Below are 19,230 nucleotides of genomic sequence, written 5' to 3' on the forward strand. Positions count from 1 at the left end.
CGAGGCAAGGGGAAATTCATTTCCCTTTCCTCTTACCTCCCATTCCAGCCGCTCCCAGCGCTACGGTGGCCACGGCCAAGCCCACCTGTCCTACGGCCTTCAGTTTGTCCTTCATGTCCTGCTTGCATGCCTCACAGCGCTTTCCCCTTGCTCCAGTTGGCAGCTCTGCCCCACACTTCTTGCAGAACTTCGTCTGTACCTCCTCATCGGCAGCTATGTTGGTTGACTCCGGCTCCTCGGCCTCCGGCTTCTCCACCACGGTTCCCTCGATCACCGTCACGTCGTCCTGCATCCAGTCAGGCTGCTCTTTGCCGTCGTCACCATGCCGGAACAGTCCGCGAACATCAACACCCATCAGTCAATCTCCTTCTCATCGCTTGCGTCAGTGTCGTCGCCATCAGTGGTCCCGCCATCGCCCATGTCGATCATCCGCGGGTCAAGCGCGCCGGTCAGCTTCGCCTGGTCGTCCAGTTCCACCACCTGCCGGCCCAGCGTCTCCAGTTGGTCGACCAACTGCGGCTGCTTGTTCGTCGCCTTGATGCGACTGTTGATCTCCAGCAGGGTGTCACGCTCGTCAAGTCGGTTGTGCTGGATGAAGTCGCGGAACTCGGAAAGGCAGTACAGCTGCGCTTCCTGCTCACCCGCCATCGCGTACGCCTGGGTCTCCACGCGCACCATGTTCGTGATGGCCACCAGGTCCTGGAAGGCATCCAGTGCGGCCGCCGAACGGTTCTTGGTCTTCGGGTCCATGAGCGCACGCCACTTCTCGCCGTAGTTGCGCATGAGCACGTGCTTGGCTTCCGCGGTCATCTGCAGCGCTTCGTCGAGCATGCGGTCACGGCGCCTCGAGTCGGTGACGCGCGACGCCTGCATCAGTAGTTGCCATGCCGCATCGGCCTTGGCCAGGCGGTCCTGCTGGAGTTCCACCTGCAGCTGTGCGAGACTGTGTTCCACGTCCTTGATCTCCGCAAGCACCATGGCGATGGCTGCCTGGGTCTGTATGTGCTGGAGTGCGGGCATGACGTCCGGAGTGTATTGGATGTTCTCCAACCGTACTTTTTCCCTGATGGTGTTGTTGGCATCGACGATATTCGGCAGTATGTTGCCCTGCTTGTCGAGCTGGAAACGCAGGATGCCTTGGTCAATAAGTTTCTGTGTGCTCTTCTTGATCGTGGCAACCATGCCGGTTTCCTCGCGATTGACGAACTGGAGTACGAAATCCGCCACGTCAGGGGCTGTCTGCAGGAGCCAGTCCCAGTCGGTCAGCAGTTCGACCAGCCGACGGTTGTCATCGGGAGCAAGCCGCATTGGCGAAGGTTCGTCTGCCTCCCACTTCACCATGTCCACTTGCACGACGGGCACCGGCTCGAACGTGCACTGTTGCGCGATGGGCAGTGCGGGATCCGGCGCCTCGAAGCCGCAGTATGAACAGCGGCGGGCCACGTCGGCAATATGGGTGCCGCAGTTGGGACATTGGATCATGGGCATGGAGACCTCCTTCGTCACTTGTCAGCCCATGGTAACAGGTCAGGGCCGTAGGACTCCCATCATTTTTATCGCCATGCAGATGATTGGCATCTTCGGCTATGGGACGCCCAAGCCGTTCTGGCTTCTGCCATATGACACTCTGGCGTTACACAGATCCCCGACCTCCGGGGATCTCCACTTCGTCGGGGGTGTTCCCCCCGGCATTTTCTTGTCTTGCGGGCAGAACACGCTTGGGAGACATCTTCACAGCAACGGCTGTATGGGATATGGTGCCTCGCCAAAGGCCTTGGAACCCTGGATGAACTCACGCAACGTGCAGGTCCGGACGCCCAGCGCTTGCGCCACGTCCGGTATCTTGGGTTCCTTCTTCCGGGGCTGCTGCGGAGTGGGATGCACAGCTGCCTCGTCCGTGACAATCATGGCACCATATACTTTTCCTGCCGCGATGAGCCACGGATCGGCCTTGGCTTCTTCTTCCCATAAATTGATGGCCTGAGGCCGGTAGCATCCACTCTGTGACAAGTAGTCCTGGACCTCAACATATGCGGCGCCTATCTCATCTGTCTTACGCGAGATCCGATGATTGCCACATATGCTTTCCGTCCAATCGCTCAATATGTCACGACCGGCTTCCTTGTCAGCAGGAACCAACTCGTCATAGACGACGTCCAGCACCAGGTTTTCCCCCTCGCCGATCAAGGTCTCCAGAGTCCGCCAGAACGGATGGAATTATCTTCGTGTTGAACGGATAATGCAAGCGTGCCGATGCAATGAATGCGTTGGAATCCATGAAGACAACATCGCTCATTGTTCCAGCCCCTTTGCGCGAACCACGCCGTCATACGCCTTCAGGCTACGGACGCCAAGCAGTGCAAGTCCGTCAGTGAATGGCAAAGCCCCTCGTTGCACGCTGTCATGTACCATGCCCACATAACGATCGTCAAGACGATACGCATTCGTGAAGTTCTGGTTGCCGCCGCCACTCTCCTGCCGCGGTTCATCGTCATGAATCGCGCGTTGTGTCAGTCTACGGACTTCCTTCACGTCCTGGTCATTCGCCAGCCCCAACTCCTTCGCATGGATGACTAGGGCAAGCGCGCTGAGACCATATCGCCGTGCACATGTCTGCGCAGTATCCCATACGGAGCTTCCGCCCCCTGCCGTGAATTCGTTCCAATGACTACGAAAATCTCCGTCAGAGACCAGTGCATGGACGGCTGCTCGGTTGACGAGTCGTTCCGTGTCGGAATCATGCACAGCCATCTTGTCGTCACCCACATTGAACAGTTCTTCGTTGCCAAGGAGTACATGTCCGATCTCATGCAGCAGAGAAAACAGCATGGCCTTATGGGAGTCGTTGCGGTTGATGAAGATGAGGGGAGCGACGTCGTCCAGAAGAACAAAAGCCCTGAATTCGTTGATATCCAGACGTCTACGCGTGCCACTGACCATGGAATCGACCATGACCATAAGGCCCGCTTCGGACGCTTGCCTACGCACGTAGTTGAACCGTGCCCCGTCATTCTTTCCGAGAATGAATTTGTCCTCCAGATGAAGTGCCATGCGGATAGCCTGTCCCAAGACCCGAGAATCTTTGGTATGGGCCTGAGAAGTTACCAATGCATTCGCTCCCAGCCCATTGGCCATCATCTCGTCACGGGCCCAATCCTGTCGACCGTGCATTACCTGAAGCAAATCTTCCAGGTTCTTGCTCATGGGAGCGTGGTCGTTGTTGACCGTCCTGTACTGGAGCAGCGGTTCGGGATTCTTCGGAGTGACTACCGACTTCACCAAGTAGCCGAATGGCACATGCAGTGCCTTCCCCAGCTGGGAAATCTTGGTGAAGGAAAGAGGGAACGGTTCATTCCGATCAAGCCACTGGGGCAGCTCAGCCAGGTCTTTCCCGGTGGAGGCAATAGCCTTGGGATCTTCCCGGCTGTCAAGCACAGCCTGGCGGAGCGTATGCGGATAAACGGTAATGCTGGCCAAGACCTTTACGCTCCTTTCCCTGATTCCCTGAAGGTTTGTGTACATGCAGGGCAGTATCCCGAATTCTAGCCGTATCGGACATTTCATCCAACGGGCTGCGTCTTGCCGAGTGATTGGTGTTTCAATGTCGGCCTCAAGAATCATCGCCCCAGCGCAGAATCACTATCTATCTTAAGTGCGTGTTTCTGCAATACTTCGGTAGTGCCACTTCTTACAGTACAGAACAATATCCTGCGTCTCACAGTTATGGGTTGTGACCGGGTCACAACCCACCAAACACCTCACCAACTATCCCAAAAATACACCGCATCCCGTAGTCGTGAGTTATGCCCCGGTCACAACCCGCCGAATAACCTCATCTCATCAGGGACCCTTCCAGCGCATCCATTCGTAACGAATCCCTCGAAGCCCACCACTGCACGAACAACACATCGTTTCCGCGACCCTAAATGTCACCGAGAAAAACCGCCACATGGAGCTAACCGTGGCACACGGTGTGGTCGTTGGAACGGATACCGACTGCCTCCGCACACCCAGTCCTGCGTCGACAAAGATACCCGCCCCATACGTTCAGCTTGTCGTTCGCTCGACTTCATTGAACCATCTGCTATATCATGGTCTTAACCTCGCAAAGCCCGCAAAACGGACCATGCCCATGCAATGACGCATGTGACCGACCAACCACCCGTACCTTCTGCACGACTGGGGAAAGCAGTAGGACTGCACCGCGAGAAGAAGAGATATGAAGAGGCATCGAATCATCCACACCACACTCGCCCTTTTAGCCTTCCTTCCGGCACTCTGCACCCCCTCACCGGCCCTCGCCCTCGAGCCCATTCCGCAGGACGTGACGGCATTCCTCGAATCCAGCAAGCCGAGCATCATGGAATTCGAACGCGACCACACCAGCATCATGCTGCCCCTCTCGGAGGAAGCCGCAGAGCCAGACATCAGGGCCGCGCAGAAGACCTACTACGTAAGTTATGACGACGGCGACCGACTGACCATCGTCCCCTCCGACGAATGGACGGCTGCCGTCTATCACGGCACTACGCCGACAGGCACCGCCACGGCTTGGCGCGACGAGGACGGCACGCTGACAGACGGCCAGTCCACTGACGCACAACTGGCCCAGTATCTCACCCAGGCAGAAGACAGCGGCAGCGACTTGGTGCTCATACACGAGGAACATGCCTGGTTCCTGCGCAAGGACGGCATGATGACGCCGCTGAACGAGGCAGCCACCCAACGGTTCCCGACTGCAGTCAGCGAGCAGGACTTCCTGGATACGCTGCAACCCATCTTCGACGAGACCCGCAGACTGACCCGTGAGGCCGAAGCGCGCGGTGAGATATTGGTCGGCGGCGGCTACACCCAGCGTGCCGACCATAAGCAGACCCCCGCGCGTCTGGCAGCCGCCGCAGCCATCCTGCTCCTTCCCTGCGCTGCCGCCATCCTCGTCATTACGATCCGACGAAAGCGACCGCACGGCGGCCCGCGACAATAGCAAGTTCTCTTTTCGCGGATCGTGCCGATAATGGGGAAACACGCCGCGGTCTTCGCTATCTGCCTTAAGTGCGAGTTTTCGGGACCTGTTGGAGGTCTATCTGCCTTAAGTGCGGTACCCACTCAAGTGCCGGACCACCAAGCAGGCAAAGAAAAAGGACAGACAATGCATCGTTAAGCCAATCAATGACAAAATATTTTAAATACAATCACTCTGACAATTTTCGTCGTCAGGTCGAACCGCACTTAAGGAAGATAGACCTCCGACAGGTCCCGAAAACTCGCACTTAAGGCAGATAGATGCCGCAGACAGCAACGAAAGGCACGAGGCAACACTCCGCAGACTCCCGCCCCAACGCACAAGGCCACCAACCCACCAACCAAACCCCCGACACCGCAATAATGCGACATCCCGCCCCATCCGTCCGGTTTATCTGTCCGCCCAACCCGCCAAACCGCTTGCTGTATCATGGGTCTCAACCTCGCAACAACCCAAGAAAACCGGGCCGTGCACACGCAATGATGCATGTGGCCGACTACGCGCAACGGCACTCCCTGCACGACCGGCGAGAACGGCAGGCTGCACCGCGAGGAGACCAGGGACATGAAGAGGACCCATAACCACCCCGCCACGGCGCCCCGCCGCTTCGACCCGATCGGCGAGCGCCTCGAGGAAAGGTTCTCAAGATGAACACCGGAACAACCACTGCACATCCGTTGGAACAGCGCACCGCGGTGATGTCGGGGGCCACCCGCGGCGTCGGCAGGGACGTTGCCCTCGCCCTGGCCGAAGCCGGCATGAACATATGCCTGCTGACCCACAATCCCGTCGACGCCGCACTCACGGTCAAGCTGATCGAGATCGCCGGCGGCAACGTCGTCGCGCTGCCGTGCATGGTCGACGATGACGCGGCGCTGACCGACGCCATGAGCCAGGCGTGCGTGATGTTCGACACCGGCGTCGACCTCATGTTCATCAACATGGGGCTGATGCCCGATGCATACGACTACCCGCAGGCACCCGTCGGCCATATCACGGGCGACCAGTGGAGCGACTACATGGAGAGCTCGTCGCGCGGCGCCTTCGTCAGCACTGCGCGCGCCGCACGGTACATGCAGAACCAGCCGCAGGGCGGCGTGATCATCAACACTGCGTTCCACGGCGGCACGGCACGCCCGGGACTGGCCCTGTATGCCGCGTCGCGCGCAGCGCTCCGTGCGGTGTGCGACACGGTGAACCTGGAGAGCGCAGCCGAGGGACTGCCGGTCCGCGCCCACATGCTCGCCAGCGGCGACACCGAACGGGACCGGGACGCCATCGTGGACACCGTCCTGAAACTGGCATACGCCGTCGGACGCGACCAGGCCCCCACAATCATCGACCTAAGGCGACCCCGCCAAGAGGCTGTTGCCGCGCCGAGCTGGATGACCATACTCACAACGGCTCGATGGATTCGTTGGCCTTCCCAAAACAGGACATGAGCCGATCGAACTCGTCCGCGGTGAACATGTCCAATCCCAGCCGCAACGCCATCGCATCACGCGCACGCCGCTCATCAGGCAACAGGTTCTCCAGGAACGCACCGGGCGCCCCGCTGTCCCAGCCGCCCTCCAACGGCAGGCTCAGACTGACCGGCATGGCCGCATCGGCATCATACGCGAGATTCACCCGACCGTCGCCGTCGCGGAAGAACACCCCAGGTGGGTGCCGTCCTGCCATACGTGCAAGAGGCCGCCGCTCATAGCGAATACGCCACCATCTCACGCGGATAGGTCACCGTCCTGATACCCAGCACCGCGAACACCCTGCGCGCATCCCGCAGATCCGACAACTCCTGCTCCATCAGGCTGCGCACCCAGTACACGTCCACGCCGGCCGCCAAGGCCACCTGGTCCGCGTCCATCCCCAGACGCCCCATCGCCGCCGCCACGCTCCCGGCAACGTCCTGCGGACGCGGGAAGTACTCCAGGCCGGAAGCCGGCGCCAGGGGACGATCGCCGTACGCAGTCACACGGTCATAGGCGGACAGGTCCAGCGTGGCGGCAATCATGGCGACACCTCCGATCCCAATGTATCCACGCTCTTCATGGTACCCGAAAAGAGCCACGTTGCTACCCCAGCCCTCTTGGGCCATGTTGTACAACGCGAACATCCAGCGAACTGCATCGTCGGCCCGTACCGCTCATGCAGCTCAACCATCCGGTCACGTTGCGCCGCCCAACCCTCTCCGCATAGTTCGCGCAACATCACCTCTACGCCCATCGTCACACCCATACCGACCTCCCCCTCCGCCCCACTATGCTGTGCCCCAGACGACCTTGCCGCGCCCGCCACGGCCCACGGCACTGTCGCCCGACACACTCCAACCGGAAGGGGCACCATGTCCACCACGTCAACCACCACCACACCAGCACCCGTCACCACACCGAACCACGGCTTCGTCGCCGTGGCCACCATCTGTCCGGCGAGCGCCGTCGCCGACCCGGTACGCAACGCCGACCTGTGCTACGAACAGCTGCAGCGCGCAGCAAAGCTCGGCGCGAAGGTCGTCGCCTTCCCGGAGGTCACGCTCACCTCGTACATCGCCGACGACCTGCTGTACCACGAGATCCTGCTCGACACCGCAGAGCGCGAACTCGGCCGCCTCGTGGAGCGTACCGCCGACCTCGACGTCCTGTTCTCCGTCGGCATCCCGCTGTGCATCAACGGGAAGATCTACAACACGCTGGCCGTGTGCCACCGCGGCCGCATCCTCGGCGTCGTGCCGAAGACCTTCATCCCCACCTACGGCGTCGACTTCGAGGGCCGCTGGTTCCACCCCGGCCCACAGGACGTCACGGAGATCACCGTGGCCGGCCAGGAGCATGTCCCGTTCGGCTCGCACCAGGTGTTCCGCTGCCGTCAGCTGCCGCAGCTGTGCGTCGGCTACGAGATCTGCGAGGACATCTGGTCGCCAGAACCGCCGTCGATCAAGCTCGCACTGGCCGGCGCGACGGTCATCTGCAACGGCTCCGCCTCGAACGCGTCCCTGTCGAAGCCGTCATACCGCCGTTCCCTCATCGCCGGGCAAAGCGCGCGCCTCCTATGCTGCTACGCGTACTGCAGCTCCGGCCAGGGCGACTCCACCGGCGACGTGACCGTGGGCGGCCAGCTCATCGTCGCGGAAAACGGCGACATCCTCGCACAGGCCGGCCCCTTCGGCGACGACCTGGCCATCGCGGACATCGACGTCGAGTCGCTGTGGGCCGCCCGCCGCTCCATGAGCTCGTTCATCGTGGCGCCGAGCGCGCAGGCTGCCGGCTACCACGAGACACTGTTCGACATGGGCTTCCCTGAACACGACCTCAGGCGGCCCGTTTCCCGTACCCCCTTCGTGCCCGCGCAGGCGGACGACCTGCGCGATAGCTGCAACCTCGTCATCGCCATGCAGGCACACGGGCTACTTGCGCGCATCGCCAGCCAGGACGCCACGCACGTCGCCGTCGACACCACGCAAGGCGCACCGCTGGACTCCGCGCTCGCCATCGTTGCGGCGAGCGCGCTCACGCAGCTCGAGACTGCCGCCTCCCCGGACGTGTACGTGTGCGTGAACGCCGACGAGTCCGACGGGACCGCGCAGATGATGGCCGCGCTCGCGCACGCGCTCGGCCTGCCGACGGCCACGCTGGCCGAGGAGACGAAGCTGCCGGCGAGTGTGGAGGTCGAGCAGCAGCCGCTCGACCCGACGATTTCGCTGTCCGACATCGTCACCGACGCCTCCTGGGTGCTCGTCAACCCGTGCGACATGACGCAGCTCGCGCTCGGACTGGCGGAGTTCCCCTTCGACATCGCGCGCCAGTACGGCGTCAATAGCCAGGTCGCCCGCACGATGGTGCCCGAGATCCTGCGGTTCGTGGAGAACCACTGGCCGCAGGACGGACTGGAGGATGCGCTCGACCCGATCCTCGCGCTCCCCGACGACCTGCGCGTTCCCGAGCATGACGCGGCGGCCGCGAACTTCGGCACGGAGCTGGCGCCCACCGTCGTGCTCGACTTCTACCTCGACGGCTTCCTGCGCGCCGGCTACCGCCCGGCAAAACTGTTTGCGCTGGCCCGGCAGGCGTTCGCCGGCACGTATACGGACCGTCAGCTGATCGACTGGATGGAGTCGTTCTACGGTCGGTTCTTCGCCGCGCAGTTCATGCACCATGCGCTGCCCGACGGTCCGCGCATGGGCAGTGCGGGGCTGGACCTGCGCGACGGCTCGATGATGCCGCCATACGCGCAGCCGTCGCTGTGGCTGGACGAGGTGCGGAGCCTGCGCTAGCTATACGGCCCCTCCTCCGTTGCGGAAACATGCGAACATGTCAGGATGCGTCATCTGCCGGCGAGGCACGGTGCACCACCGCACACTCAGTACACACGCCGGAATTCCTCGCACACCACCGGCATGATCTCGTCGAATGCCAGTCCGGCTTCCTGCAGTTCCTGCGCAAAGAAACGCTCATGCACCTGGCGCCAGTGGCCCAGCGTCCGGTCGCCCTCCCCTTCCCTGTACGCGTGGGATGCCGGTACCTCGCGGAATGGCATCACCGTCACCTTCACGGTCTGCACGATGCACACGGCGTTGCCTTGCGAGTCGAGGACCACGCCGTAGGCGCCCACGCGAGGCAATGGCTCCCCTTCCAGGTCGTAGAGCGGATAGGCCGAACTCGTCGCCGTCTTCACGTCGGCAAGCCAAGCGGGCCAGTTCGTCGGTGTCCGCATCATCCGCGAACCGCCACGCCTCCCAGTCGCCATCCAGGCCGGATCGTTCCCATAGTTCATCTGCCGTCATGCCCATGCCAACCATCATGCCTCATCCCATAGCATCGGCGCAGGATCCGATGCCGTGCCGCACGATGCACGGGCCGCCGACCGATGTCCGTGAGGGCTCTGAACACCCCAGATTGGCTTCGGAGAGTCGTTTTTCGGGGGTATGGCCAGGTATGGGTGTTGGAAAATGGCCATTTTCCAACACCCATACCTGGCCATACCCCCGGAAAACGACTCTCCGAAGCCAATCTGGGGTGTTCAGACCTTCCCGGCATCGAATCGGTCAGCCAACGACTGCCGCCCGTGCATCAGCGGTACTGCATACCGCCGTCGACGATGATCGTCTGGCCGGTCACGTAGTCCGCGTTGTCGCTGGCGAGGAAGGAAACCGCACCGGCCACGTCGCGCGGCACCTCGCAGCGGCCCAGGGCGATGGTATCCACCATGTCCTTGAAGTTCTGTCCGATCGGCTTGCCGTTGATCTTGCTCATCTCTTCGTCGATGTAGTCCCACATCGGGGTGTCGACGATGCCGGGGGCGTAGCCGTTGACGGTGATGTTCTTCGGTGCGAGTTCCTTGGCGGCGGCCTGGGTGAGGGCGCGCACGCCGAACTTGGTGGAGGAGTACGCGGCCAGTATCGGGAAGCCTTCGAAGCCTGCGATGGACGAGGCGGAGATGATCTTGCCCTTCTCCTTGCCGAGTTCCTCGAACTTGGCGGCTGCGGCCTGGATGCCGAAGACCACGCTGAAGAGGTTGATGTGCACGATCTGGTCGAGCTGTTCGGGGGTGATCTCCATGAAGGGGACGACCTGGCAGATGCCGGCATTGTTGACCATGACGTCCAGGGTGCCCAGCTCGGCCACCGTGTCGTCGACCAGGCCGAAGACTTGGTCATGGTCGGAGACGTCGGTCGAGCGGAAGAACGCCTTGCGGCCCAGCGCCTCGATCTCGTCGAGGGTCTTCCGTGCTTCTTCATGCTGTGATTCAAGGTCTGCGACGGCGATGTCGAAACCGTCCTCGGCAAGCTTGACGGCAATGCCGCGGCCGATGCCGCGGGCCGCGCCGGTGACGATGGCTACACGCTGTTCAACCATATCGATACCTACTTTCCCGCGACGCACAACGGGCACCGTTGCCCGTGGGGAATGCGCCGTGCGGTTGGGGTTCATTGTAGCGTAGATGGGGCGGGACGGAAATGGGCAGGTGGGAGTGTTGCGGGCGGGAACGGGGCAACAGGGGCGGCGCCGCTGCGTTACATCCCGACCAGGCCCGCCAAGGCGGTTCGTCCCCGAACATCCCTTGAGCGGGGCGGTTACGGGAGACGCCTTTCACCACGTCCCCCCATCTTCCGCTCATCCTGCTGCCCTCCCTTCCTCGTCCTCTTCGCCATCCAGCCCATGTCCCCATGGACCCAATGAGGCAAGGCCCTCTGCTGAATACATTCACGAAGTATCAGCGAATATATCAAATTCATATATTTGATATGGATCACGCATGGACATAGGCTTGCAAAAAACTTGCGTATGAAAGGAAGTCTGCCATGTCGATACAGGACAAGGTCGTCATCGTCACCGGTGCCTCGAGCGGAATCGGGGCGGCCACCACGCGGATCCTCGCCAGGCAGGGAGCGAAGCTCATCACGGTCGCACGGCGAAGGGATCGCCTCGAGGCAATCAGGAACGAGTTGCCCGATGCCGACATCCGTATCGCCGAAGCCGACGTGACCGACCCCGACGCCATGAAAGAGGTCGCCGTGATGGCCCTGGATGCGCACGGCCGCATCGACGCGCTCTACAACAACGCGGGGATCATGCCCATCAACGCGCTCTCGCAGTTCGCCCACGACGAATGGCGCAGGACGCTTGACGTGAACGTGATGGGCGTGCTCAACGGCATCTCGGCGGTGTTGCCTGCCATGATCGAGCAGAAGAGCGGCCACATCATCGCGACCGATTCCGTGCTCGGCCATGTGGTGGTTCCCGACCTTGCGGTGTATTGCGGCACGAAGTTCGCCATCCGGGCGATCATGGAGGGACTGCGCCAGGAACAGCACGGGAACGGGATCAAGACATCGATCGTGTCCCCCGGCGTCGTGAGGACGGAGATATTCAATTCGACGAGCAACAGCGCGCACCGCCAGGAACAGATCGAAACCGAGGAAGCAATCGGCCTCGACCCCGAACAGGTCGCCCGCGCCGTGGCATTCGCACTCGACGCGCCGGCGGATGTCGACGTGAACGAGATCGTCGTCCGCCCCCTTGCACAGCCCATGTAACCGTCCGAATCGGGAAAGACCGGTGCGTCCGGGTCATGTCACGAGACATGGTCCGGACGCACCGTCGGCCCTCAGCACCGCCTACGCCGGGATGCACGCGCTCGAGTGGTTCCCCGCCCTCATTCCTTGACGCTGAAGGAGACCTTGGCGGAGTCAAGGTCGCCGAAGAAACTGACGTCCCCATCGATATGGCCGATCGGCTGCTGCTCGAAGATCTCGCCGTTCTGCCGGTACAGGAAGACGAGGCTTCCCATCGGCGGCCAATAGGAGATGTCTCCGACCTCATAGCCACGGTCCCGCGCATCGTCCACCGGCAGGGCGCCATGGCCATAGCGATGACACATCTCCCGCGAGTAGAGGTTGTCCATGGTGATGGTGAAGGGCATGCGGGCGATGAGTGCACGCGTGGTGGCGTTGTCCTCAAACGTCGCATTCAATTTCCGCGATTCGTTGACGGTTATTTCGATGTGCGTTGTCTTGTCCACGTCCGCATCTTTCTCTTCCTGTCCATGCCGGATATTCTGGTCATGCTGGGCGGCGCCGTCACCGCTGCCTGGCGTTGCCGCCGTCGGCACATCGGTTCTCCCCGTGCATGAACCGAGGAAAAGCGACATCGCGACGACGACGCTGACAAGCACGGCGGTCACCTTGGTCGGTTTTTCATGTGACGACACCATTCCTCCATTGCCACTCATGCGGCATCCCCGTCGGCCGGGGAACCGTTCCGCCGTTCGATGACGCACTTGCTCCTCGGGTCGTCGACGATCAGTTCGCCGATGCCTTGTGCCTGGATTCGTCCGGAATACGGATTCTTCACGCTGTCGATGGTCGAGAGCACGGTCGCGTCCACATCGGACTTCTCGAAGCACAGGTCGGTGTCTTCCATGACGCAGTCCACGAGCTTGAGGCCCTTGCAGTAGCAGAAGGGCTGCGTGCCCTTGATGGTGCAGTTGACGAGCGTGAGGTTCTCGGAGTACCACGCCAGGTACTCCCCTTCGAGCACGGTGTCGCGCACGGTCACGTCCCGGGAGTGCCAGAACGCGTCCTTGGTGTCCAGTCGCGAGTTCTCGATGGTGCCGCCGTCCACGTACTGGAAGGAGTACTTGCCGCGGAACGTCACGTCGCGCAGCCGTATGTCCGAGGAGCGCATGAGGAAGTATTCGCTTTCCGCCGTGCACGATTCCAGGGAAATGCCGTCCACCGACCAGCCGAACTCGGGGGAGACGATGTCACACCCCCTCAGCCGCACGTCCGCACATTCGCGCAGTGCCTTGATGCCGTTCATCGTGGTGTCGGATATCTCGACGTCCCGGCAGTACCAGAGCGCCGCACGGCACAGGTCGGTCATGTCGCAGTCCTCGATGCGCAGGTGCGTGTTATGCCAGAAGGGGTACCGTAGGTTGAAGCGGCAGCGGATCGCTTCCACGTCCTCGGACTCCTTGAGGGCACTCTCGCCGTCCGCGGGTCCGTCGAAGTCGCAGTCGACGATGCACACGTCGCGGCTTCCATAGAGCGCCCGTTCCTCGTCGAAACGTTCGTGTTCGATGACATCCACCATCCGTTTTGCCTTCCTCGGTCCAATGTTGCCGGTCTCTTCGCGTTCATGTCCATCCAGTTCCTGACTGGGCTATGGCCATTATGATGAGGCAAGGATTCAAGTTCAAATGGTTATATGCAATGATGTTGCATGCAGAATACGCATGCAACCCGAAAGAGAACGGCTCCGACCCAACCCGTTCGGCACCAGCGACGCCGATACCGATGGACCAGTCGACAGGACCCGTTCCATCCGGCTTCCTTACGAATCACGGCCGGCCAGCCATTCCATATTCGTTTTCCGCATAAGTTTCCCTCTAGAATCGGTATTTGTATAGCATTTCCCCCTCCCCTACCATGGGCAATCAAGAGAAGAACAAGACACACGAACGCCGGGGCACACAGTGGCCCCGCCATGGAAAAGAGGCAACCGAACCATGAAGTACCCGATGCTGTCCGAAACATACACACTGAACAACGGCGTGGAGATCCCGCGCCTCGGCCTGGGCACATGGCTGATCCCGGACAACAAGGCAGCCGACGCCGTCACGAGCGCCATCGACCTGGGGTACCGCATGATCGACACCGCACAGGCCTACGGCAACGAGGCCGGTGTGGGCGAAGGCGTACGCTCCAGCGGCATCGCCCGCGACCAGCTTTTCGTCACCACGAAGATCGATGCCAGCCACAAGTCCTATGACAGCGCCGCGCAGTCCATCGACGAATCGCTCCAGCTCGCGAAGTTCGACTACTTCGACATGATCATCATCCACTGCCCGCAACCGTGGGACCAGTTCCGCGGCGAGGACCGCTACTTCGAGCAGAACGTGGAGGTGTGGCGCGCCCTGGAGGACGCCTACCAGGCCGGCAAGGTGCGCGCGATCGGCGTCTCGAACTTCCTCGCGGACGACCTGCAGAACATCCTCGACCACGCCACGGTCAAGCCGGCGGTCAACCAGGTGCTGTGCCACGCCGGCAACGTCCCCTTCGGCCTGATCGACACCTGCAGGCAGGCCGACGTGCTGGTGGAGGCCTATTCGCCGGTGGCCCACGGCGCCGCCCTCGGCAACGGACTGCTCGTCGAGCTTGCGGAGAAGTACGGGGTGAGCGTCGCGCAGCTGTGCATCCGCTATGTGCTGCAGCTCGGCTGCGTGGCCCTGCCGAAGACCGCCAACCCGCAGCACATGGCGCAGAACGCCGACGTGGCCGGCTTCGAGATCAGCCACGAGGACATGGAGCGCATCAAGCGCATGCCTGACCTCGACCAGTACGGCGAGGACGGCTTCTTCCCTGTCTTCGCGAAGTCCGACAGCGCGCGCTGAGCGTCGACTGACGCAGGGCCGTCACGACTGCGGGGCGCCGACCTTATAGCCGGCGTCCCGCAGCACGTCCAGCGCCCGTTCGAAGTCGGCGGCGTGGGTGAGCACATAGTCGGTGTTGTAGGTGGAGATGGCGAAGATGCCGATGCCGGCATCGGCCAGCAGGGCACTGATGCGCGAGAGGATGCCGATAAGCGAGAAGTCGAGTTCGCCGCGGATGCGCATCGCACGCCAGCCGTCGTCGCGTGCCACGGTGTCCGCAGGCACCACGTCGGTCGGGCACACCAGCGAGCGCTCCTCGTCAGTACGTCCGATGAAGCAGAATTCGGTGTCGAGGTCCACGCCGGAGTAGTCCCGCACCTTGCAGACGGACAATGGTACGGATATGGGATCGATGGTCAAGTGGCGCCTCACTTTCCTGCACGCTTGCACGTCACGTCACGGGCGATTCCAATCCATCGTATACCGGTGCTTCACACCCATGCCCTTGCCTTACGCCGGGAGGCGCCCCCATATGTTTCGTCGACGTATTTCATGCCGACATCGGGCAGCTATCTGCCTTAAGTGAGGAAATCCGGCCGTTTTCAGAGGTCTATCTGCCTTAAGTGCGGTTCAGGATCCTGCATCCTCCTTGTGTCAAAGCCGTTTATACAGCAAACAAAGACCTCGGAGCGTGAACAATGAAACCATTTCGAGAAAAACAATTGATTTCATAAAAACATACTGAGGTGAGAACCGCACTTAAGGCAGATAGACTCCCGAGAATGCCCTCAAAACCACACTTAGGCGAGATAGGACGGGCAACCGGGCGAATCCCCGCCTTGGCAGGCACCTACGGGGCGCCCCGGGACAACACGACAGGCCACGACGCAGCAAGAGGGGCCGGCCGCCTGGGCGACCGGCCCCTCCCCGTCATGTCGGCTTACTCGGCCATGCTGCGTCGACGCACCACCAGGAGCGTGACGCCGCCGGCAGCCAAGGCCAGCATCACGGCCACCGCGGTCACGGTCGCAGAACCGGTCACGGCCATGGGCCCGGCGGCAGCGACAGCGCCGTCGTCCGCACCAGCCACCGAATCCGCGCTGTTGCCGTCATTCGCAGCGATGCCTTCACCGGGCTTGGCACCGTCCGTTGTGCCACTGCCAGAAGGCTCGGCATTCACGGAGCCGCCGTCACCGGGCACATCCTCTCCGGGCTCGACAGGCTCGACAGGCTCCGCCTTCGTCGCCGCCACACCGGCCACCAGTGCATCGTGAGCCGCCGCCACGAGCGGCTGCTGCTCGCTGCTGAAGGTGGTGTTCGCCAGGAGCGCCTGCGCGTCCTCCACCGGCGCCGTCAGCTCGTCGTGGCCGTCGGCCACCAGCGCCCCCGCGTCAGCCAGCGGAGCGACCAGCGACGAGACGTCCAACGCCCCGCCGTCCGCGTACATCGCCACATAACCGGGGATGGTCTGCTGCGCCAGCTTGTCGTACATCTTCGAGAAGAGGCGCGGCTGGAAGTTGGTGATGGAGAAGCCCGCGGACTTGAGGTTCATGGTGCGGTACTCGAGGTTGTCCGGGTCGTAGGCGCCCTGTTCGAAGGTCCAGTCGGCGGTAACGGCGGGGTCGGCGCCGCCGCCGGTGCCGGAGGTGTCGAGCGCGGAGCCGGTGGCATAGTCGAAGCGCGTGCCGTCCTTGCCGCTCCAGGCATTGATCACCAGGCTGGTGGAGCGGAAGGGGTTGGACTTGACGCCGGCGTAGTTGTAGCCGGCCACGGGCTTGCCGGAGCTGACGGTCTCGCCGGCCTCGTCGACCGAGTAGATCGGCGCGCCGGTCTCGTCGAGCGGGTAGCCGTCAGGACCCCAGATGTTCGCGGTCGCCGCCGCCATGCCGTCGCGGTCGACATAGCTGCCGATGCGGCTTTCGCGATACCAGGCGTTGCCGGTCGTCGCGGTCGGGTGGACGAGCAGCTCGGCGCCGGACGCCGCATAGTAGCGGCCAAGTTCGGGATAGAAGTGGCCGTCGCGGCAGATGTTGACGCCCACCTTGAGCGGCTTGCCGTCGGAACCGGTGAAGTCGGCCATCTCGAACATCTTGGGCGTGGTGCCGGGCACGGACCAGACGGTCTCCTCGGCGCCGGCGCGGTGCATCTTCCGGTACGACTCGGTGTGGCCGTCAGGGAAGCAGATGGCTGCGGAGTTGTACACCTTGCGCACGCCGCCGTCGACGATGGGGCCGCCGTCGGGCATCTCGGACAGGCCGAAGACGATGGTCATGTGCAGCTCCTTGGCGAGCGCGGCCATCGTCTGCACGGATTCGCCGCGGCTGGTGTCGCCGTCGGCGCCAACGACCTTCTCGGCGAGCACGACCTGCATGTAGTCGTCGGAGGCGGCGAGCAGTTTGTTGGCGTCGGCGCTGGAGGAGTGCGCGTCGGCGGCGCCGGCGGGGTCAGTGCTGTCGTAGCCGGTGAGGATGGTCTCGGGGAAGACGAGCAGGTCGACGCCCTGTTCGGCGGAGTAGCGTGCGTACTGCGTCATCATGGCGGTGTTGGCGGCCTTGTCCGCCCATACGGCGCTCACGTTGGCGACGGCGACGGTGGGCGACGTGTCGCCGCCGTAGCGGTAGCTGAGCTTCTCGCCCGCCTCCTGCTTGTCGGCGAGTTCGCCGTACCACTGGGCGTAGTAGTCGGGGTGGAAGTCGGCGCCGACCTGTGTCGTGCTCGGCACGCGCAGCCGCAGCGCGGTGCCGTTGGTCAGCGCGCCGGCGGTGCCGACGTTGATGCTGCCGTCGGCGTCGAGGCCGGCACTGTAGTTGGCGGAGCCGGAGACGATGACGCTGCCGCCGGGGAAGTCGTAGGGTTGCGCCTTGCCGGGTTCGGCGTAGCCGTCGGGGCCGACGAGGTCGGCGCTGGCGATGACGAGGCCGTCGCGGCTGGCGATGGATTCGAGGCGGTTGCGGTAGTACCATTCCCAGCCGAGGCCGTCCTTGGTGCCGTCGCCGTCGATGTCGGTGTAGCTGCGGGAGGTGGCGGTGGGGTTGATGAGCAGGGAGACGCCTTGGGCGGCGTAGTAGCGTTCGATTTCGGGATTGGCGTAGGTGTCGTAGCAGATGCTCAGGCCCGCCAGTCCCCATTCGGTCTGGAGGATCACGGGCGTGGTGCCGGGCGTGGCCCAGCTGCCTTCGACGGGTGCGATCTTCTGGTAGCTGGTGACGGTGCCGTCGGGGCTGACGGCGAAGGCGGAGTTGTAGGCGTGGGCGGTGTCACCGGGAATGCGTTCGGAGGTGCCGAAGATGGTCCACATGCCGTATTGCTTGGCTGCGGCGGCGATTTCCTGCGTGATGGGGCTGGCGATCGTCTCGGCCTGTGAGACCGCCATGTGATATGCGGGGGATTCAGGGTCGCTGGAGCTGACGTAGCCGGTGAGGGCCATTTCGGGGAAGACGATCATCTTGACGCCGGCCTCGTGGGCCTCGGCCATGTATTCCAGCATGCTGGCCTTGTTGGCCTGCTTGTCACCCCAGGTGGGGGCGAAGTTGACGACGCTGAGGGCGCCGGCGGGGATGGTGCCGCTGGTGACGGCGTCGGCTGCGGTGGCAACCAGGACGCTGGATCGGGTGTCGGCTGCGGCCGTGGTGGCGGTCGCGCCGAAAGTGGCGCAGAGTGCGAGCGCGGCGCAGGCGGCGGCGAGCCTGCTGCGCACGGTGGTGTGTCGGGTCATCCGGTCTCTCTCTTTCCGTGCGATGGGATCGCACGGAAAGAGAAGTTATGGATGTACGGTTTCCGAATGGTGGAGGGTATGTTTCACATGGCGAACACGGTGATGTCGGCTGGGTTACGAGGCGGGGTTTCGTTGCAAGGTGGCAACATGGGGCGGGCGCGGACGTAACGCGGCAGGGGTATTCGCGCGCGAGGCAGTGATTCATCGGTTAGAAATCTTTCGTTTTTTGATCCGTCCCCCGTTTTCTGGACACAGGAAATAGGAGGACGGTTCTTTTGGTTGTGTATCGTCGTGAGGTACGTGAGCAGGCGTTGGTCCTGTTCGAGTACGGGTTCAAGTATGGTGCGGTTTCCTCGAAACTGGGCATAGGCCAGGGCGTGGCACGTGCTTGGCAGGACCTGTACGAGGCTTGTGGCAAGGAGGCTTTGCTGGATATGGGAAGCACGCATCGTTCGTACGCGTACGAGACCAAGCTCGAGGCGGTACGCCGTCTGGAGGCGGGTGAGTCGCCGCGCCAGGTGATGGCCGGGTTGCATATCGCGTCCAGGAGCGTGCTGGCCCGGTGGCGGGCCGCGTGGAAGCAAGGCGGGGACGATGCGTTGCGCGCCAAGCCCCGGGGACGGCC

18 protein-coding genes and 1 pseudogene are annotated in these 19,230 nt (G+C 62.6%); 7 read left to right on the forward strand and 12 right to left on the reverse strand.

What is annotated here, in order from left to right:
- Positions 1-16 precede the first annotated feature (16 nt).
- The 4 genes and pseudogenes from BCUN_RS07350 to BCUN_RS07365 form a co-directional block, all read right to left on the reverse strand.
- Positions 17-355 carry a hypothetical protein gene (locus tag BCUN_RS07350; protein ID WP_033515973.1) on the reverse strand — a complete coding sequence of 113 codons (339 nt, stop codon included), beginning with the start codon at positions 353-355 and terminating at the stop codon, positions 17-19.
- Complete coding sequence (locus tag BCUN_RS11495; RefSeq protein ID WP_051920911.1) at positions 355-1,488, reverse strand: zinc ribbon domain-containing protein; 1,134 nt, start codon at positions 1,486-1,488, stop codon at positions 355-357. The genes BCUN_RS07350 and BCUN_RS11495 overlap by 1 nt, the downstream gene beginning before the upstream one ends.
- A gap of 243 nt (positions 1,489-1,731) precedes the next feature.
- A pseudogene (locus tag BCUN_RS11500) lies at positions 1,732-2,205 on the reverse strand (DUF4411 family protein); the annotation flags it as partial.
- Between the two features lie 87 nt (positions 2,206-2,292).
- Positions 2,293-3,477, reverse strand: coding sequence for an ImmA/IrrE family metallo-endopeptidase (locus tag BCUN_RS07365; protein WP_160257631.1), 1,185 nt, complete (start codon positions 3,475-3,477; stop codon positions 2,293-2,295).
- Between the two features lie 742 nt (positions 3,478-4,219).
- Between BCUN_RS07365 and BCUN_RS07370 the strand changes: the two genes are divergently transcribed.
- The 3 genes from BCUN_RS07370 to BCUN_RS07375 all read left to right on the forward strand — a co-directional run bounded on the left by BCUN_RS07370 (position 4,220) and on the right by BCUN_RS07375 (position 6,465).
- Positions 4,220-4,984: a hypothetical protein gene (locus BCUN_RS07370; RefSeq protein WP_152598077.1), complete on the forward strand. Its 765-nt coding sequence runs from the start codon at positions 4,220-4,222 to the stop codon at positions 4,982-4,984.
- A 525-nt stretch (positions 4,985-5,509) separates the two neighbouring features.
- Positions 5,510-5,674 (forward strand): hypothetical protein, encoded by a 165-nt coding sequence (locus BCUN_RS12345; protein ID WP_156100142.1) that lies wholly within the window; start codon positions 5,510-5,512, stop codon positions 5,672-5,674.
- Positions 5,671-6,465 (forward strand): SDR family NAD(P)-dependent oxidoreductase, encoded by a 795-nt coding sequence (locus tag BCUN_RS07375; RefSeq protein WP_033515969.1) that lies wholly within the window; start codon positions 5,671-5,673, stop codon positions 6,463-6,465. Before BCUN_RS12345 ends, BCUN_RS07375 begins: the two co-directional genes overlap by 4 nt.
- Here the strand turns inward: BCUN_RS07375 and BCUN_RS11915 are convergent.
- The gene (locus BCUN_RS11915; RefSeq protein WP_081895615.1) at positions 6,419-6,703 is read right to left on the reverse strand and encodes a HipA N-terminal domain-containing protein; all 285 of its coding nucleotides are present in this window, start codon (positions 6,701-6,703) and stop codon (positions 6,419-6,421) included. The genes BCUN_RS07375 and BCUN_RS11915 overlap by 47 nt on opposite strands.
- Positions 6,704-6,722: 19 nt before the next feature.
- Entirely contained in the window at positions 6,723-7,034 is a 312-nt protein-coding gene (locus BCUN_RS07380; RefSeq protein WP_033516012.1) for a hypothetical protein, read from the reverse strand.
- Between the two features lie 330 nt (positions 7,035-7,364).
- Between BCUN_RS07380 and BCUN_RS07385 the strand changes: the two genes are divergently transcribed.
- A complete protein-coding gene (locus BCUN_RS07385; protein ID WP_081895616.1) occupies positions 7,365-9,290 on the forward strand; it encodes a nitrilase-related carbon-nitrogen hydrolase in 1,926 nt (641 codons plus the stop codon).
- A gap of 86 nt (positions 9,291-9,376) precedes the next feature.
- Here BCUN_RS07385 and BCUN_RS07390 read toward each other — a convergent pair whose 3' ends face one another.
- Both BCUN_RS07390 and BCUN_RS07395 read right to left on the reverse strand, forming a co-directional pair.
- Positions 9,377-9,733: an ASCH domain-containing protein gene (locus BCUN_RS07390; protein WP_202961089.1), complete on the reverse strand. Its 357-nt coding sequence runs from the start codon at positions 9,731-9,733 to the stop codon at positions 9,377-9,379.
- Between the two features lie 353 nt (positions 9,734-10,086).
- A complete protein-coding gene (locus BCUN_RS07395) occupies positions 10,087-10,872 on the reverse strand; it encodes an acetoin reductase (protein WP_033515965.1) in 786 nt (261 codons plus the stop codon).
- Positions 10,873-11,318: 446 nt separating this feature from the next.
- Here BCUN_RS07395 and BCUN_RS07400 point away from each other — a divergent pair, with 446 nt between their 5' ends.
- Positions 11,319-12,053, forward strand: a complete 735-nt coding sequence (locus BCUN_RS07400) for an SDR family oxidoreductase (RefSeq protein WP_033515963.1) — start codon at positions 11,319-11,321, stop codon at positions 12,051-12,053.
- Between the two features lie 119 nt (positions 12,054-12,172).
- Here the strand turns inward: BCUN_RS07400 and BCUN_RS07405 are convergent, their stop codons facing one another.
- Positions 12,173-12,748 carry a cyclophilin-like fold protein gene (locus BCUN_RS07405; RefSeq protein ID WP_202961090.1) on the reverse strand — a complete coding sequence of 192 codons (576 nt, stop codon included), beginning with the start codon at positions 12,746-12,748 and terminating at the stop codon, positions 12,173-12,175.
- Positions 12,745-13,611 carry a DUF3737 family protein gene (locus tag BCUN_RS07410; protein ID WP_202961091.1) on the reverse strand — a complete coding sequence of 289 codons (867 nt, stop codon included), beginning with the start codon at positions 13,609-13,611 and terminating at the stop codon, positions 12,745-12,747. Before BCUN_RS07410 ends, BCUN_RS07405 begins: the two co-directional genes overlap by 4 nt.
- Positions 13,612-14,026: 415 nt before the next feature.
- Between BCUN_RS07410 and BCUN_RS07415 the strand changes: the two genes are divergently transcribed.
- Positions 14,027-14,911 (forward strand): aldo/keto reductase, encoded by an 885-nt coding sequence (locus tag BCUN_RS07415; RefSeq protein WP_202961092.1) that lies wholly within the window; start codon positions 14,027-14,029, stop codon positions 14,909-14,911.
- A 21-nt stretch (positions 14,912-14,932) separates the two neighbouring features.
- Here BCUN_RS07415 and BCUN_RS07420 read toward each other — a convergent pair whose 3' ends face one another.
- A complete protein-coding gene (locus BCUN_RS07420; RefSeq protein WP_033515961.1) occupies positions 14,933-15,310 on the reverse strand; it encodes an ACT domain-containing protein in 378 nt (125 codons plus the stop codon).
- 520 nt (positions 15,311-15,830) lie between these two features.
- Positions 15,831-18,605: a carbon-nitrogen hydrolase family protein gene (locus tag BCUN_RS11505; protein WP_051920914.1), complete on the reverse strand. Its 2,775-nt coding sequence runs from the start codon at positions 18,603-18,605 to the stop codon at positions 15,831-15,833.
- 281 nt (positions 18,606-18,886) lie between these two features.
- Here BCUN_RS11505 and BCUN_RS07430 point away from each other — a divergent pair.
- On the forward strand, positions 18,887-19,230 hold a 344-nt coding region (locus BCUN_RS07430; RefSeq protein WP_156100143.1), incomplete at its 3' end, for a helix-turn-helix domain-containing protein.

It is taken from the genome of Bifidobacterium cuniculi (assembly GCF_000741575.1).
Taxonomy (GTDB): Bacteria; Actinomycetota; Actinomycetes; order Actinomycetales; family Bifidobacteriaceae; genus Bifidobacterium; species Bifidobacterium cuniculi.

Coding starts and splice junctions, on each gene's coding strand:
- BCUN_RS07400 (WP_033515963.1), top strand. CDS start 11,319: ATGTCGATACAGGACAAGGTCGTCATCGTCACCGGTGCCTCGAGCGGA.
- BCUN_RS07405 (WP_202961090.1), bottom strand. CDS start 12,748: ATGAGTGGCAATGGAGGAATGGTGTCGTCACATGAAAAACCGACCAAG.
- BCUN_RS07380 (WP_033516012.1), bottom strand. CDS start 7,034: ATGATTGCCGCCACGCTGGACCTGTCCGCCTATGACCGTGTGACTGCG.
- BCUN_RS11495 (WP_051920911.1), bottom strand. CDS start 1,488: ATGCCCATGATCCAATGTCCCAACTGCGGCACCCATATTGCCGACGTG.
- BCUN_RS07375 (WP_033515969.1), top strand. CDS start 5,671: ATGAACACCGGAACAACCACTGCACATCCGTTGGAACAGCGCACCGCG.
- BCUN_RS07370 (WP_152598077.1), top strand. CDS start 4,220: ATGAAGAGGCATCGAATCATCCACACCACACTCGCCCTTTTAGCCTTC.
- BCUN_RS11505 (WP_051920914.1), bottom strand. CDS start 18,605: ATGACCCGACACACCACCGTGCGCAGCAGGCTCGCCGCCGCCTGCGCC.
- BCUN_RS07390 (WP_202961089.1), bottom strand. CDS start 9,733: ATGATGCGGACACCGACGAACTGGCCCGCTTGGCTTGCCGACGTGAAG.
- BCUN_RS11915 (WP_081895615.1), bottom strand. CDS start 6,703: ATGGCAGGACGGCACCCACCTGGGGTGTTCTTCCGCGACGGCGACGGT.
- BCUN_RS07415 (WP_202961092.1), top strand. CDS start 14,027: ATGAAGTACCCGATGCTGTCCGAAACATACACACTGAACAACGGCGTG.
- BCUN_RS07395 (WP_033515965.1), bottom strand. CDS start 10,872: ATGGTTGAACAGCGTGTAGCCATCGTCACCGGCGCGGCCCGCGGCATC.
- BCUN_RS07350 (WP_033515973.1), bottom strand. CDS start 355: ATGGGTGTTGATGTTCGCGGACTGTTCCGGCATGGTGACGACGGCAAA.
- BCUN_RS12345 (WP_156100142.1), top strand. CDS start 5,510: ATGTGGCCGACTACGCGCAACGGCACTCCCTGCACGACCGGCGAGAAC.
- BCUN_RS07410 (WP_202961091.1), bottom strand. CDS start 13,611: ATGGTGGATGTCATCGAACACGAACGTTTCGACGAGGAACGGGCGCTC.
- BCUN_RS07385 (WP_081895616.1), top strand. CDS start 7,365: ATGTCCACCACGTCAACCACCACCACACCAGCACCCGTCACCACACCG.